8 protein-coding genes and 1 pseudogene are annotated in these 14,243 nt (G+C 71.8%); 4 read left to right on the top strand and 5 right to left on the bottom strand.

Annotated features, from left to right (window positions below; genetic code table 11):
• The first annotated feature begins 52 nt into the window (after positions 1-52).
• Positions 53-1,453, top strand: a complete 1,401-nt coding sequence (gene lpdA / locus ACZ6KY_RS03790) for a dihydrolipoyl dehydrogenase (protein ID WP_469308685.1) — start codon at positions 53-55, stop codon at positions 1,451-1,453.
• Between the two features lie 239 nt (positions 1,454-1,692).
• On the opposite strand, the gene gcvH is transcribed toward lpdA, so the two are convergent.
• Positions 1,693-2,076: a glycine cleavage system protein GcvH gene (gene gcvH, locus ACZ6KY_RS03785; RefSeq protein WP_469308684.1), complete on the bottom strand. Its 384-nt coding sequence runs from the start codon at positions 2,074-2,076 to the stop codon at positions 1,693-1,695.
• A gap of 200 nt (positions 2,077-2,276) precedes the next feature.
• Here gcvH and ACZ6KY_RS03780 point away from each other — a divergent pair.
• Positions 2,277-2,502: pseudogene (locus tag ACZ6KY_RS03780) on the top strand (pyridoxamine 5'-phosphate oxidase family protein); the annotation flags it as partial.
• A gap of 422 nt (positions 2,503-2,924) precedes the next feature.
• Here the strand turns inward: ACZ6KY_RS03780 and ACZ6KY_RS03775 are convergent.
• From ACZ6KY_RS03775 to ACZ6KY_RS03760, 4 genes are all read right to left on the bottom strand, one after another.
• Positions 2,925-3,353: a lipocalin-like domain-containing protein gene (locus ACZ6KY_RS03775; RefSeq protein WP_469308683.1), complete on the bottom strand. Its 429-nt coding sequence runs from the start codon at positions 3,351-3,353 to the stop codon at positions 2,925-2,927.
• A 319-nt stretch (positions 3,354-3,672) separates the two neighbouring features.
• Positions 3,673-4,923 (bottom strand): PucR family transcriptional regulator, encoded by a 1,251-nt coding sequence (locus ACZ6KY_RS03770; RefSeq protein WP_469308682.1) that lies wholly within the window; start codon positions 4,921-4,923, stop codon positions 3,673-3,675.
• Positions 4,924-5,100: 177 nt separating this feature from the next.
• Positions 5,101-6,366 (bottom strand): lipase family protein, encoded by a 1,266-nt coding sequence (locus ACZ6KY_RS03765; RefSeq protein WP_469308969.1) that lies wholly within the window; start codon positions 6,364-6,366, stop codon positions 5,101-5,103.
• Between the two features lie 276 nt (positions 6,367-6,642).
• Positions 6,643-8,130, bottom strand: a complete 1,488-nt coding sequence (locus tag ACZ6KY_RS03760; protein WP_469308681.1) for an MFS transporter — start codon at positions 8,128-8,130, stop codon at positions 6,643-6,645.
• Positions 8,131-8,386: 256 nt separating this feature from the next.
• On the opposite strand from ACZ6KY_RS03760, the gene ACZ6KY_RS03755 reads away from it, so the two are divergent.
• Both ACZ6KY_RS03755 and ACZ6KY_RS03750 read left to right on the top strand, forming a co-directional pair.
• Positions 8,387-10,153, top strand: coding sequence for a fatty acyl-AMP ligase (locus ACZ6KY_RS03755; RefSeq protein ID WP_469308680.1), 1,767 nt, complete (start codon positions 8,387-8,389; stop codon positions 10,151-10,153).
• Positions 10,150-14,175, top strand: coding sequence for a beta-ketoacyl synthase N-terminal-like domain-containing protein (locus ACZ6KY_RS03750; RefSeq protein ID WP_469308679.1), 4,026 nt, complete (start codon positions 10,150-10,152; stop codon positions 14,173-14,175). Before ACZ6KY_RS03755 ends, ACZ6KY_RS03750 begins: the two co-directional genes overlap by 4 nt.
• Positions 14,176-14,243 lie beyond the last annotated feature (68 nt).

The following is a 14,243-nucleotide window of genomic DNA, read 5'->3' as shown; positions in this document are numbered from 1 at the left end:
GCGGACCAGCAGGACCGGCGATCCAGGCACGGGGCGTTCTAGGCTGGCCGCCATGAGCACACACTTTGACGTGGTGGTCCTGGGCGCCGGCCCGGGAGGATATGTCGCGGCGATCCGAGCCGCGCAGCTCGGACTCAGCACGGCGATCGTCGAGGAGAAGTACTGGGGCGGTGTGTGCCTGAACGTCGGGTGCATCCCGTCGAAGGCGCTGCTGCGCAACGCGGAGCTCGCCCACATCTTCACCCAGGAGGCCAAGACCTTCGGCATCCAGGTGAACGGTGAGGTGAGCTTCGACTACGGCGCCGCCTTCACCCGCAGTCGCAAGGTGGCGGACGGACGGGTCAAGGGCGTCCACTACCTGATGAAGAAGAACAAGATCACCCAGTACACCGGCCACGGCACCTTCAGCGACGACCACACCCTCCAGGTCGCCCTGTCCGACGGCGGCGCGGAAACGGTCACCTTCGGCCACTGCGTCATCGCCGCCGGGGCCACCACCAAGCTGCTCCCCGGAACCTCACTGAGCGAGCGCGTGGTGACGTACGAGGAGCAGATCCTGTCGGACACGCTCCCGGACAGCATCATCATCGCGGGCGCCGGTGCCATCGGCGTCGAGTTCGCCTATGTGCTCCACAACTACGGCGTGCAGGTCACCCTCGTCGAATTCCTCGACCGGATCGTCCCGTTGGAGGACGAGGAGGTCTCCGCGGAACTGGCCCGCCGCTACAAGCGACTCGGCGTCAACGTGCTGACGTCGACCCGTGTCGAGGCGATCGACGACTCCGGGGACGCGGTCAAGGTCATGGTGACCACGGGCGGCCAGCGGCAGACGCTGGAGGCCGGCAAGGTGCTCCAGGCGATCGGCTTCCAGCCGCGGGTGCGGGGCTACGGCCTGGAGAACACCGGTGTGAAGCTCACCGACCGCGGGGCCATCGACATCGACGGCCGCTGCCGTACGAGCGTGCCGCACATCTACGCCATCGGTGATGTGACGGCGAAGCTGATGCTGGCCCACGCGGCCGAGTCGATGGGCGTCGTGGCGGCCGAGACGATCGCCGACGCGGAGACGATGGAACTCGACTACGTCATGATCCCGCGGGCGACCTACTGCCAGCCGCAGATCGCCAGCTTCGGCTGGACCGAGGCGCAGGCCCGCGACCAGGGCTTCGACGTCCAGGTGGCGAAGTTCCCGTTCACCGCCAACGGCAAGGCGCACGGCCTCGGTGAGACCGCGGGCTTCGTCAAGATCCTCAGCGACGCGCGCCACGGCGAACTCCTCGGCGCCCATCTGATCGGCCCCGAAGTCACCGAGCTGCTGCCGGAGTTGACGCTCGCCCAGCAGTGGGACCTGACGGTCCACGAGGTCGCGCGCAATGTGCACGGGCACCCGACTCTCGGCGAGGCTGTCAAGGAGGCCATTCACGGGCTGGCCGGTCACATGATCAACATGTAACGGGTGAATGCCGCCGCACCCCTTCCGACCTGCGGCGCAGCGAGTCAGGAAGAGGTACGGCGGCGTCTCCGGGACTTCTCTGGGGACTTTGGGCCTGCGGTGGGCTACAGGTCACGCTCCACGGGCCCGGCCGACCGGCCTCGGTCACGCGAAGACCGCGTCGATGGCGGCGCTGCCCCGTGCGCCCGCGCAGGGCAGGAAGTGGGAGTACTTCCGCAGCGGGAGCGGGTCACCCGGCGCTACGCGTCGTCGGCGAGGTACTTCTCGTACCGGGCGGCGGTGAACAGCCCGTCCAGCTCCTTGACGTCGGACATCTCGATCTTGATGATCCAGGTGTCGTGGGGCTCGGTGTTGAGAGCCTCCGGTTCTTCGTGGAGCAGGGGGTTGAACTCGACGAACGTGCCGGTGACCGGCAGGAACAACTCGGATACCGCCTTGACCGACTCCACAGTGCCGAAGGCGTCCTCGGCCTGGAGCAGTTCGCCCGCCTTCGGCATCACCTCCACGAAAACAATGTCGCCGAGTTGCTTCTGCGCAAAGTCCGTCAGACCGATAGAGGCCGTTTTGCCGTCGACCCGGAGCCACTCGTGGTCCTTGCTGTACTTGTACTCAGTGGGGTACATGCCTGTCTCCTTGGCTGTCGCTGAGGACACAGCCTTCCCCGTTCCCTCGGCTCCGGGCGGGACGCTAACTCGAACGAGGGCGACGCGATCCGGCCGATTGACCCAGCTCCGGCCCACTGTTGAGCTGGCTGGATGGGCTACAGCTCGACTCTCATGGCGATACGGCAGATGACGGCCGGTCAGTCCGGTGTCCAAGCCCTCAGCTCTTCGGCCAGACGCCCGTGCTGTCCGAGGCCGACACGGATTTCGAGCGCTGCTGGCCGGCTTTCCGCTGTCAGTCCGGCCATGTCGAGCGGTCGCGTTCTCTCGACGAGCCACCGTCGGGCCGCTCGTCGTGATCGAGGCCGAGCGGATCGTCCGTACCAGGCACTGACGCGGCGCGAGGGGTTCGCGCCGCGTCAGTTCTGGACCCGAGCGGACACATGACCAGGATCCTTCGGCCGGCTGTCGGGGCGGTCGGCCGGCCTTGGCAGGTTCCTCGGCTCGGGCTCGGGCTCGGGCTCGGGTGCTGGCGAGCAGTACGAGTCGGTGCCGGTCCCGATGATGGTGCCGCTGCTTTCGCGGCGCGTCCAGGTCCGCCCGCAGGGTCTCGTCGATCACCGGCATGTAGCGGTCCAGCCCGGTCGCCCGCGGCGGCAGCTTCTTGCGCGGCTCCGGCCACGACGAGTCCAACGCCGTCACCGCTCCACCGCCGGCGGCCGACCTGCTGGCCAACTGGAACACGCCCGAGGACACCGGCTGCTCCAGCGACATCAACGCCTACGAAAATCTTGGAAGTGCCGAGCGTTCAGTCCCGTTCAGTCCATCTCGTGGCCTGTCCGGCCGACGGTAAGCTTTCGGGCCCCTGTCTACGGGAGGGGTTCGCGCTTGCGCCATACGAGGACGAAAACGGGCTGGCCCTCGGCCTGGGCGGGCGTGCGAAGGGTGAGCAGATCACCGTCCAGGTCATAACTGCGGCGAAGGACCATGCCCAGCCAGGTGGGATCGAAGCTGCACTCGACGTGGTGTTCGACGGTGCGGGATTCCGGATCGAGCAGGTAGCGGCCCGTGTACGCGATGAAGCTCGGGAGCGGCGCTGGTGCGCTCGGTCCGGGATCGGCCGCTGCGGAAGCCGGCTCCGCCATGAGCTGGGCGGAGACGAGGCCCTGCGGGGTGTAGATGCCGAGGCCGGTCGGATGCTCCCCGAAAGGGCGCTCCACCTGCCCGTCAGGTGTCTGGACCTCGAAACTCACCAGGTCCCAGGCTCCGGTCAGTGACGCCGCCGGCGAATCTGCCATGTCCGCTCCTCATGGATGCGCAATGAAGGGGAAGTTCGCGTGCCGGTGCTTGTAGGCGGAACATGACGGCCGATCCGGGCCCGGTGGCTGAGATGCCTTGAGGCCGCGCGTACTGCGGACCCCGTGCGCCCACCTCGGCCGGAACTCACCAGGTCCTTCCGGTCCAGAGTGCTCGGATGGCCACTGGTGACGTCGTACGTGCGCTGGTTCGGTGTGGTCGAGCGGCACGGAGAGGTCCGCGCCTCGGCAGCAGGGGCCGTGGAGCTGCTCGGCCGTCAGCGGGGCGCCCTGCGCGGCGACGACGGCCGAGAGGGCGCGGTCAAGTTCCGGCGGCTGCGGCACGTCGCAGCTCTCTTGCGTGCAGGGCGAGCTGCATTTCGAACTGGGTCGGCGGGTCGTGCAGCTGGTCCCCGAAGACCTCGTCGAGCTGACGCAGGCGGTAGCGGACCGTCTGCGGGTGGACGGCCAGGCGGTTGGCGACCTCACTGGCGTTGTGGCCGCAGCGCAGCCAGCAGAGCAGGGTCTCGGCCAGCCGTTCCCGCTGCGGGGAGCGTACTTGCTCCAGCGGCAGCAGGTGCCGTTCCGCGATCGCGTCGACCAGCGACTCGTCCCGGAAGAGGAGCAGAGTCGCCAGGTGGTCCGCGCAGCGGATGAGCCCCGTCCCCGGCACGATTCCGCGCCGTGACAGCTCCAGCGTGTCGGTCGCCCAGCGCAGGGAGCGTGCGCCGCTGTCCAGGGTCACGGTCGGCCCGACAGCCGTGCGCAGCCCGTGGAGCACGGCGGCGACCGTGCGGGCGCGACCGGGCCCCCCGGGGTCCGGGATGACGACGATGCCGGGATGCACGTCGAAGCGGGCCAGGAACTCCGGCGGCACGATCGGACGACCGGCGCCGGGCTCGCCGCTGTGATCGGTGACCGCGACGGCGAGCTCTCTCGGCACGGGCCACTGTGCGATGTGAGCGAGGTCGCTGATGGCCTCGGCTGAGACCGGGGGGCTGGCGGTGAGCAGGTCGATCAACCGGTCCCTGCATTGCTTCAGTTCGCCCGCCGCGTGCAGCCGGGCCTTGGCGTACCCGGCGGTCGTCGCCGCGGCCATCTCGTCGAGGTGCAGCAGCATCGCCTCGCCGAAGGTCGCCAGGATCTTGCTCGGCAGCTGTCCCGTCTCGACGAGCTCGCTGACACGGTGCCACGTCACCCGGGCGCCCAGACGCAGAGCCGACTGGAACGAGTCGAGGTTGCGGCCTTCGGTGGCCTCGCCCCTGCCGATGCTCTGGAAGGTCGACTTCACGGGCTCCCAGTCGGCGTCGGGCCTGGCCATCCGGTCCAGGAAGCCTACGAGCGCCTGCCTCACTCCGCGGTGCACGACGTGCATGTACGTGTCGTCCATGGGCCGGGCGTACTCGGCGATCGTGGTGCGGATGGCCTGCACCACTTCCTCGATCATGTCGGCGACGAACGGCTCGAAATGGGTGGACAATTCGGAGGGCAACGCCTTGAAAGCGGCGTAGGTCGCCTCGGCGGACCCGTTGACCGACAAGTCACCGGTCGGCGGATGTAATCCGATCACCATGGGGTTTCCCTCTGCGCGGGGGGACAGGGGCTTGGTGACGATACCGCTGCGTCGGGTGAGGGGCCCATCGCCGGCGGACAGCGCAGGAGCCGCTCGCTGTCACTTCTGTGACAACGAACGACTCCTGCGGACAACGGGCCGAGCCGCGACGGCCCTTCCCCGCCCGGGCACGATCTCTCAGGACAGCAGGCAGTTGCCCAGTTCGGGCCGTCCGGCGAAGCGGTCGCCGAGCCACTTCACCACGTCGTCCTTGGCCTGCTGGTCCGTCAGCAGGTGGTCGCCCGGGTAGAGCGTCCACCGCGTGGTGATCCGGGCATCGCAGTACGCCCTGCGGGTCGCGTCCTCGGTCGAGGTGGGGATGACCTCTTCGAGAAGACCGCGGTACTGAAGGAGGGGGAATCCGACCTCGTAGCGGGCACCCGATCCCTTCCTGCCGACCCCGGTCCCGAGCTTCTGCTCGTCGATGACCTGACCCCAGGTCTTGCCGTCGGTGCCGGTCAGCGCATAGATCTGTTCGAGCGACAGCCGATTCTCGGTGTAGTTCTCCAGCTTCTGTCCCGCGAGTCCGGCGACGGTGCCGGTCAGGCAGAGCGACTTGGCCTTGGCGACGGCATCACGCCCCGCTCCGTCGAGCAGTTCGTCGAAGGGCATGGCGGGGTGGGCGGCCGCCAGACCGATCACCGCGTCGGCGAGGAACCCGGCGAAGGCGCCCCCGTCGAGGCCCGCGGCGACCACCCGGAGATCCCCCGGCACACCGCCCGACGCGTCGCCCACGATGTTGAGCTCCGGGGCGTACGTGCTCGCGAGCTGCGCGGCCCAGAGGCTGGCAGCACCGCCTTCGGAGTAGCCCCAGAGGCCGACCGGGGCGGCCTCGGCCACGCCGCCGCCCGGCACCGCCGACGCGGCGCGGGCGACATCGAGCAGCGCGTGCCCCGCGTCGCCTCCGGAGACGTACGGGTGGGTCTGGCCGACCAGATATCCGGCGCCGTCCGTCGCCGCCACTGCGTAACCGGCCTTGAGCAGTGCGGCGACGCTGTCGCCTTCGTACTCGTCCTGGAAGGCCCCGGACAGCTGCTTGGAGAAGGCGCACTGCGGTCCGAGCCCCAGCGTGCCCGGGGCGAAGGCGACGACCGGCCTGTCGCCGGGGCCCGTCCAGGCCGCGTCCGGTACCGCGACCGTGCCCGACACGGCGACCGGAGCGCCCGCATTGTCCCGGGAGCTGTACTGCACCTTCCACGCGTGCAGGGGGACGGAGCCGGGCACGTGCGGCAGGTCGGTCTCCCGACAGGCGATGACGCTGCCCGGGGCCCCGGCCACGGAGGCGGGCGGGCGGTAGATGTCCGCGTCGCCGGCGACGCAGGGCGCGGCACGGGGCGCCGCGGCCTGGGGCGCCGCGCCGGCCGTTGTGGCGGGCATGCCCAGCGCGCCGCCTGCCACCACCATGGCGAGAAGCACACCGATCGCCCTCCCACCCGGTATCGCTCCTGCGCTGCGCGCCTCTGATCGCCTCACTCCCGATCTGCTGACTCTGACTCCTGGTCTGCGCATCCTGTACCCCCTGAGATCGGTGGACGTTGCGGTAGCCGTGAAGTTACGCAGCGGTAACAGAAGCTCGATAGTCAGCGGACCCACAGCCGTCCTGTCTCGAACTGTGTGGATGGCACAACGAGATGTCCGGAAACGGGTGCATGACCCACGAGGCTTTGGTCGCAGCGGAGTTCAGCTGTGCGGCGGAGCCGAACCGATCCGCTCGGCGGCCGTTTCGCGCGCCTCTCGCCCGCCATCGGCGGACCGCCGATGACGCCCTGGCCCGCGGCGACGCCCCGGGCTGCGCAGGGCCGCCCAGGTGACCACGGCGCCGGCCAGCACACATGCGGCAGCCAGGCGCAGCCCGCTGTCGTAACCGTCCAGGAAGGCGCGGTGCGGCAGGACGCCGTCCCGCAATGCGGCACGTTCGGTGCGGGTGAGGACCACGCCGACCAGGACGACGCCGAACACCCCGGACACCTCGCGGGCCGCGCTGACGAGGCCGGAGGCCATCCCGGTGCGCCCGGGCGGCACGCCGGCGAGGGAGCGCACCGTCAGAGGGGTGGTCAGCGCGGAGCCGACACCGATCAGGAGCAGAGCGGGCTGGATGTCCCAGTACCCGGCGTGAAGGCCCGCCCCCGACAGGCACACGAGGCCTCCCGCCACCAGGGCGAGGCCCGCCGCGATCGAGCGGTGGACGCCCACGGCCCGCCCGGCGCGCTCGGCGAACGGCGTGACCGCCAGGAGGGCACCGGCGAGCGGCAGGAAGGCCAGGCCCGCCTTCGTGGGCGGGAAGCCGATGACGCGCTGGAGGTAGAGCGCGGTGAAGAAGAAGACTCCGTTGACGCCGATGCCCCACAGCATCTGAGCCACCGTGCCGCCGCTCAGCGACCTGTCGCGCAGCAGCCTCAACTCCAGCAGCGGCAGCCGGGACCGGGTCTCGACGACGAGGAAGGCGACCCCGGCGACGGCGGCCAGCCCCAGACAGAGGGGAACGGGCGCGGCGCCGAAGCTGTGTTCACCGCCTCGCACCAGGCCGTAGGTGAGCAGGAAGAGCGCGAGGGCTGACAGCAGGGTGCCGGGGACGTCGAGCAGGAACACCGGTGGGCGCCGCGTACGTCCCGGCGCTCCGGGGACTGCGGGCACGAGCAGCAGGGCGAGCAGACCGAAGGGGACGTTGAGCAGGAACACCCAGTTCCAGCTCCCGTGTTCGGTGACGAACCCGCCGACCACGGGGCCGAGCGCGAGCGCGACAGCCAGCGCAGCCGTCCACAGGCCGACGGCCGTCGCCTGTCTGCGGGCGGGGAGATCAGCCGCGACGACAGCGAGGGAGGCGGGGATCACCAGGGCGGCCCCCACGCCCTGCACCGCGCGTGCGGCGATCAGCGTGGCCCCGTTGTCGGCGAAGGCGGCGGCAGCGGAGGCGAGGACGAAGACGACGAGTCCCCCCGCGAGGACGGGACGGCGGCCCACCAGGTCCGTGAGCCGGCCGCCCGGCAGCAGGAGCGCCCCGAACGTCAGCACGTAACTGGTGGCGACCCACTCCAAGTCGGCTACATCCAGGCCGAGTTCGCGCTGAACCGTCGGCAGGGCGACATTGATGACGGTGTTGTCGAGGGTCGTGATGAAGCCCGCCAGGGCGAGCAGCGCCAGTAGCGCCAGCAGCCTTCCGCGACTCACCGGCCCGGCCCCCTCCCCCGCCGTCCGTACGGCGGGATCCGATTCTCCGGGCGGCCGGGGGCCACCGCTGCTGCCTGAGCGCCGAATCCCAGCGCCCCGCTTGTCACTTGACTGACAGTTCGCGCGGTTCGAACTGTCAGCACCCCGTCTTACTCGTGAGTCACATCGCAACGGAACCTGATAGCCCGTCGGCAGTCCCTCCTCCCACGCCCCGGCGCGCACCCTCGACCCCGAGGCCTGACCAGCTGGAGTTCCCATGACTTCCGCTCAGCCATCCGAAAGCCTGTTGCTGACCGACCACCTGCGGCACTGGGCCGCCGAACGCCCGCAGCAACGCGCCTTCACGTACGTGGACTTCCCCGAGGCCGGCTCGCCCGGGCTGCATCTCACGCTCGGCTGGCGCGGGCTCGACCAGCGGGCCCTGGCCGTCGCCGCGCGCCTGGCGGGAGCGGCGAGCGCGGGCGATCGCGCCGCCCTGCTGCTGCCGCAGGGCCTCGACTACGCGGCGGCGTTCCTCGGCTGCCTGTACGCCGGGGTGATCGCCGTGCCGCTGTTCGGACCGCAACTGCCCGGCCACGAGGGCCGGCTCGCGGGGGTGCTCAACGACTGCGAACCCGCGTGTCTGCTGACCGACACGGCGACCGCCCCCGACGTCCAGGCGTTCACCGCCCGGCACGGTCTCCCCACCGTGCCGGTCATCGTGGTCGACGCACCGGCCGGGACGCCGCCCGCCCCGGCCCCTGTCGTGCCGCGCCCCGACCCGCAGGACGTCGCCTACCTTCAGTACACCTCGGGCTCCACCCGCAGTCCGGCCGGGGTGATGATCAGTCACGCCAACGTGGTCGCCAACGCCCATCAGGCCATCGACGCCTTCGGGGCGCGGACGGCTGCCAGCACCACCGTCGGCTGGCTGCCGCTCTTCCACGACATGGGGCTCGTCCTCAGCGTCGCGGCGCCTGTCGTGGGCGGTTTCCCGTCCGTGCTGATGGACCCCGTCGCCTTCCTGGCGGACCCGCTGCGCTGGCTGCGGCTGCTCGGCTCGTACCCGGGGACGATCAGCGCCGCGCCCAACTTCGCGTACGACTACTGCGCTTCGCGCGCCGACGACGGCGCGATCGACGAACTGCGCCTGGACCGCGTCAAGGTACTGATCAACGGCAGTGAGCCGGTGCGCCCCGCGACCGTGGACCGTTTCCACGAGACCTTCGGGAGAGCCGGGCTGGCGCGGGTGGCGCACTGCCCGTCGTACGGGCTGGCCGAGGCCACCGTCTTCGTGACCAACGACGCGTACACCTCGGTCCCGGCCACCGTGTCATGCAGCGCGGACGCCCTCAGCACGGGCCGCGTGACGCCGTGCCACCCCGCCGATCCGGCGGCGGTCCGCCTCAGCACCTGTGGCGGACCCGCCGGCCAGGAGCTGCGCATCGCGGACCGCACCACCGGCCGGACGCTTCCCGCGGGCGAGGTCGGCGAGATCCAGTTGCGCGGACCCAACATCGGCCTCGGCTACTGGAAGCGAGAGGGCCTGTCCGCCGAGGTCTTCAACGTGCGCGCCCCCGGGGCCCCGGACGAGGAGACCGGCTGGCTGCGCACCGGCGATCTCGGCACGCTGCACGAGGGGCGGCTGATCGTCACCGGCCGCCTCAAGGACCTGATCATCGTGGACGGCCGGAACCACTACCCACAGGACGTCGAGGAGACCGTGCAGTCCACCGTCGACGCGCTGCGGCGCGACCGGCTTGCCGCGTTCTGCGTACCGCGAGCGGACGGCTCCGGCGAGGAGGAGCTCGTGGTGGTCGCGGAGCTCCGCCGCGGCTCCGAGGCCGCCGACGACGACCCCGCCGGCGTCGACACGGTGCGCGCGGCGCGGGCCGCCGTCTTCACGCGCCACGGGCTGCGCCTGTCCCGACTCGTGCTCGTGGCACCGGGCGCGCTGCCACGCACCTCCAGCGGCAAGGTCTCCCGCACCGCGGCCCACCGGCACTTCACCGAAGGCGGCTTCGAACCGGCGGACCACCGGTGAGCCCCGGCGCACAGGAGGTGCGGACGGCCGTCGTCGAGCGGCTGCGGTCCTGGTACGGGCTGGCCGAGGACGATGTGCGCGAAGACCGGCCACTCGCCGAACTCGGCCTGACCTCCCGCGACGCCGTCGCACTCACCGCTGTCCTCGGAGACCTGGTGGGCAGACCGCTGCCCGCCACCCTGCTCTGGGAGACACCCACCATCGGCGCTCTGGTAGAACGTGTGCTGCGCGAGGAGGAGACACCGCCGCCACCGCCGCCACCGGCCGTACCGGCGGCGAGTCCCGTACCGGTCGCGGTCGTCGGGATCGGCTGCCGGCTGCCGGGCGGGGTGACGTCGGCGGCCGACTACTGGGAGCTGCTCGACGCGGGGCGCGACGCCGTGGGGACGGTGCCCAAGGATCGGTGGGCCGGCTTCGCGGCCGAGGCCGACCTGCCCGAGGACATCAGCCGGCACGGCGCGTTCCTGGACGACGTGGCCGGGTTCGACGCCGAGTTCTTCGGTATCGGGGCCCACGAGGCCACCGCCATGGACCCGCAGCAGCGGCTGCTTCTCGAAGTGGCGCGGGAGGCCCTGGACCACGCGGCGATCCCCGCCGCCTCGCTCGCGGGGACCCGCACCGGGGTGTTCGTCGGCATCAGCGGTAACGAGTACGCCCATCTCACGACCGCCGACCCGCGTTCCGTCGACGCCTGGACTGCACCGGGGGCTGCCCTGAGCGTCGCGGCGGGCCGCCTCTCCTACGTCATGGATCTGCGCGGTCCCAGCATGGCGCTCGACACGGCCTGTTCCTCGTCGCTGGTCGCGGTTCACCACGGGGTTCGCAGTCTCGCCACGGGTGAGAGCGACGCCGTGCTGGCCGCGGGCGTCAACCTGCTGCTGTCCCCGTCCATCACCTACGGGTTCCAGCGGGCCGGGGCGCTCGCCCCGGACGGCCGGTGCAAGGCCTTCGACACATCGGCCGACGGGATCGTACGGGGTGAGGGCTGCGGCGTCGTCGTGCTGAAGCGGCTCGCCGATGCCGAGCGCGACGGCGACCGGATCCTCGCTGTCGTCACGGCGTCGGCGGTGAACTCCGACGGCCGCTCCAACGGCCTGACCGCGCCCAACTATCAGGCGCAGCGCGCCGTACTGGCCCAGGCACACGCCGATCCGCCCACGGTCGACTACGTCGAGGCGCACGGCACGGGCACCGCGCTGGGCGACCCCGTCGAGGCGGCCGCACTGGGCGCGGCGCTCGGTTCGGGCCAGGGACGCCCGGCCGACCGGCCCCTGCTCATCGGCTCGGCCAAGACGAACCTCGGGCATCTGGAGGCCGCGGCGGGCATCGCCGGTTTCATCAAGACCGTACTCGCGCTGCATCACGGTGAGATCCCGGCGCAGCTGCACTTCACCGCGCCGGGGCCGCACGCCGACCTCGAAGGGCTCGGCCTGCGCGTGGTGACAGAGCCTCAGCCGTGGCCGCGTTACTCGGGCACCGCGACCGCCGGCGTCTCGGCGTTCGGGTTCGGCGGGACCAACGCCCACGTCGCCCTCACCGAGCACCGGCCGAAGGCGCGGAGCCGACGCACGGAGCGGATCGGGCGATCACCGTCCGTCGTCCTGTGGGACGCGCACACGGACGATCGGCTGAGGGCGTACGGGAGCGAGCTGGCGCGGTGGCTGACGGGACCGGGCGTCCCGGCCCGTCCCGCCGACGTGGCCCGCACCCTCGCGGGACGCACTGGCCGCGGCCGGCGCAGAGCCGCCGTGGTCGACGGCTCCTCGCGGGACATGGCTGCGACGCTAGCCCGGTTCGCCGCCGGGGATCCGCATCCGCGGCTGATCACCACCGACCGGGACCTCGGCGGGCACGGGCCGGTGTGGGTGTTCTCCGGCTACGGATCGCAGTGGCCCGGCATGGGCCGCGCGCTCCTGGACGCCGAACCGGAGTTCGCCGCCGCCGTCGACAGGATGGAGCCGCTCCTGCTGGACCAGGCGCGCATCTCGCTCCGGGCGAGTCTGGAGCCCGGCGCGGACCTCTCGTCCCCCGTGGTCGTCATGCCCGTCCTGTACGGGCTCCAGGTGGCGCTCGCCGGCCTGTGGCGCTCGTACGGTTTCGAGCCGGCCGCGGTGATCGGGCACTCCCTGGGCGAGATCGCCGCCGCGGTCGTGTCGGGGGCCCTGGACGCGGCGGACGGCGCCCGCATCGTCGCGGTCCGCTCGCGGCTGCTGGCCTCGCTCGCGGGCGGCGCGATGGCTGTGGTGGACCGCTCGGGCGAGGCCGTCGCCGAGTTGGGCGGGGAGTTCCCCAGCCTCCGGGTGGCGGTGCACTCCTCGCCCGCCCAGAGCGTGGTGACCGGCAGCGCGCACGACGTGGAGGGGCTGATCGCCCGCGTCCGCGAGGAAGGCGGTTTCGCGCGGTCGATGCGGGTCACGGCCGCCGGGCACTCACCTGCCGTCGATCCGCTGCTCGACCGGTTCGCGGACGAGCTGGGGGCCGTGGGGCACGCCCCGCCCCGCTGTACTCACTACACCACGGTGCTGGAGGACCCACGCGCACCGGCTGAGCACGACACCGCCTACTGGGCGGCCAATCTCCGCAGGCCGGTGCGGTTCGCCCAAGCGGTGACGGCGGCCGCGGAGGACGGTCACCGCGTCTTCGTCGAAGTCGCCCCGCATCCCACCCAGTTGCATCCGCTCCTGGAGACGCTGCGGCACGCGGGGGCGGGTGACGCGCTCGTGCTGGAGACGCTGCGCCGCGACACGGACGACGCTCTCACCTTCCACACCTCCCGGGCGTCGCTCCTCGTCCACGGGGTGCGGGCGGCGGGCGGGCCGCCACCGGGTGGCCGCGTCGTCGACGTCCCGTCTCCGCGCTGGCGCCACCGGCGGTTCTGGGCCGGAGAGGAGTCGGCGCCGCCCGGGCCCGCGGCGGCCGTCGAGCGCTCCGCCAACGGCGTGCTGGACCGGCTCCGTGCCTGTGTGGCCGGCGTGATGGGCTACAGCCCGGAGCGCATGGACCCGGACACGCCCCTGACCGACCTGGGCCTCGACTCACTGACCGCGGTACGGATCAGGACAGCCCTTGAGCAGGAGTTCGCCACCGTGGTCGAACCGGGCGCGTTCCTGCGGCAGGGCACCCTACGGGGCGTCGCCGCGCTGCTTCCGGACACGCCGAACGCGCCGCCCGGCACCACCCCGCTCGTCCCGCCGCGGCGGGACGGGGACAGGGGCGTCCCGGGAAGGCTCCGTGCCTTCGACGGTGAGGGGCCCGGCACACCGCTCTTCCTCGCGCATGCGGCGGGCGGATCGTCGGAGGTGTACGGGCGGCTCGCCCGGCGGCTGGCGGGGCAGCGACGCGTCCATGGCCTCGACAGGCTGCCGGAACTCCCCGACGTGACCGCCCGCGCGCGGGAGTTCGCGCGCCGGATCACCGAAGTGGCCCCCGAAGGACCGTGGTTGGTGGGCGGCTGGTCGTACGGCGGTGTGGTCGCCCAGGAGACGGCACGGCTGCTGTCGGAGCGGGGCCCCGTGTCCGCGCTCGTCCTCGTCGACTCGGTGCTGCCGCTGCCTCTGCCCCACGGACTCGCCCCGCCCGAGGCGGCCCGACGCCGGTTCACGGGCTTCGCCGCCCACGTGCGGCGCACCTACGGGTCGGCCCTGGCTCTCCCCTACGCGGAACTCGCCGGACTGGACGACACCGGCCAGGTCGATCTCGTCCTCAAGGTCCTGCAGCAGACCGTGGCCCTGCCGCCCGCCGTCCTGGAACACCAGCGCACGTCGTACCTCGACCTGTGCAGCGGCGAACGCCATGTGCCGGGTGCGTACGGCGGCCGGACCCTCCTGTACCGGGCGAGCGAGCCGGCCCCGCACACGGTGCGCGATCCCCGCTACGAGCGCACCGACGAGTCGCTGGGCTGGAACGCCCACTGCGGCGATCTCACCGTCTCTCCGCTGCCGGGTCATCACCTGGCCCTGCTCGACCCGCCCGTGGTCGACACGCTTGCGGACCTGCTCACGCGGGACCTGCGCGACGCATAACCCCCGGGGCGTCACCGCGTACGGGCGCCCCGCGTAGGGGGTGCCCAGCCACCCCGGCACCGCACGGC

The organism is Streptomyces sp. NPDC042002 (assembly GCF_055588305.1).
This window is presented reverse-complemented; position numbering and strand designations above follow the sequence as displayed.

Bases quoted from the DNA above. Each gene is read 5' to 3' on its own strand.
- ACZ6KY_RS03765 (WP_469308969.1), bottom strand. From the start codon at position 6,366: ATGGTGGTGGCAGGCGGCGCGCTGGGCATGCCCGCCACAACGGCCGGC.
- ACZ6KY_RS03770 (WP_469308682.1), bottom strand. From the start codon at position 4,923: ATGGTGATCGGATTACATCCGCCGACCGGTGACTTGTCGGTCAACGGG.
- lpdA (WP_469308685.1), top strand. From the start codon at position 53: ATGAGCACACACTTTGACGTGGTGGTCCTGGGCGCCGGCCCGGGAGGA.
- ACZ6KY_RS03755 (WP_469308680.1), top strand. From the start codon at position 8,387: ATGACTTCCGCTCAGCCATCCGAAAGCCTGTTGCTGACCGACCACCTG.
- ACZ6KY_RS03775 (WP_469308683.1), bottom strand. From the start codon at position 3,353: ATGGCAGATTCGCCGGCGGCGTCACTGACCGGAGCCTGGGACCTGGTG.
- gcvH (WP_469308684.1), bottom strand. From the start codon at position 2,076: ATGTACCCCACTGAGTACAAGTACAGCAAGGACCACGAGTGGCTCCGG.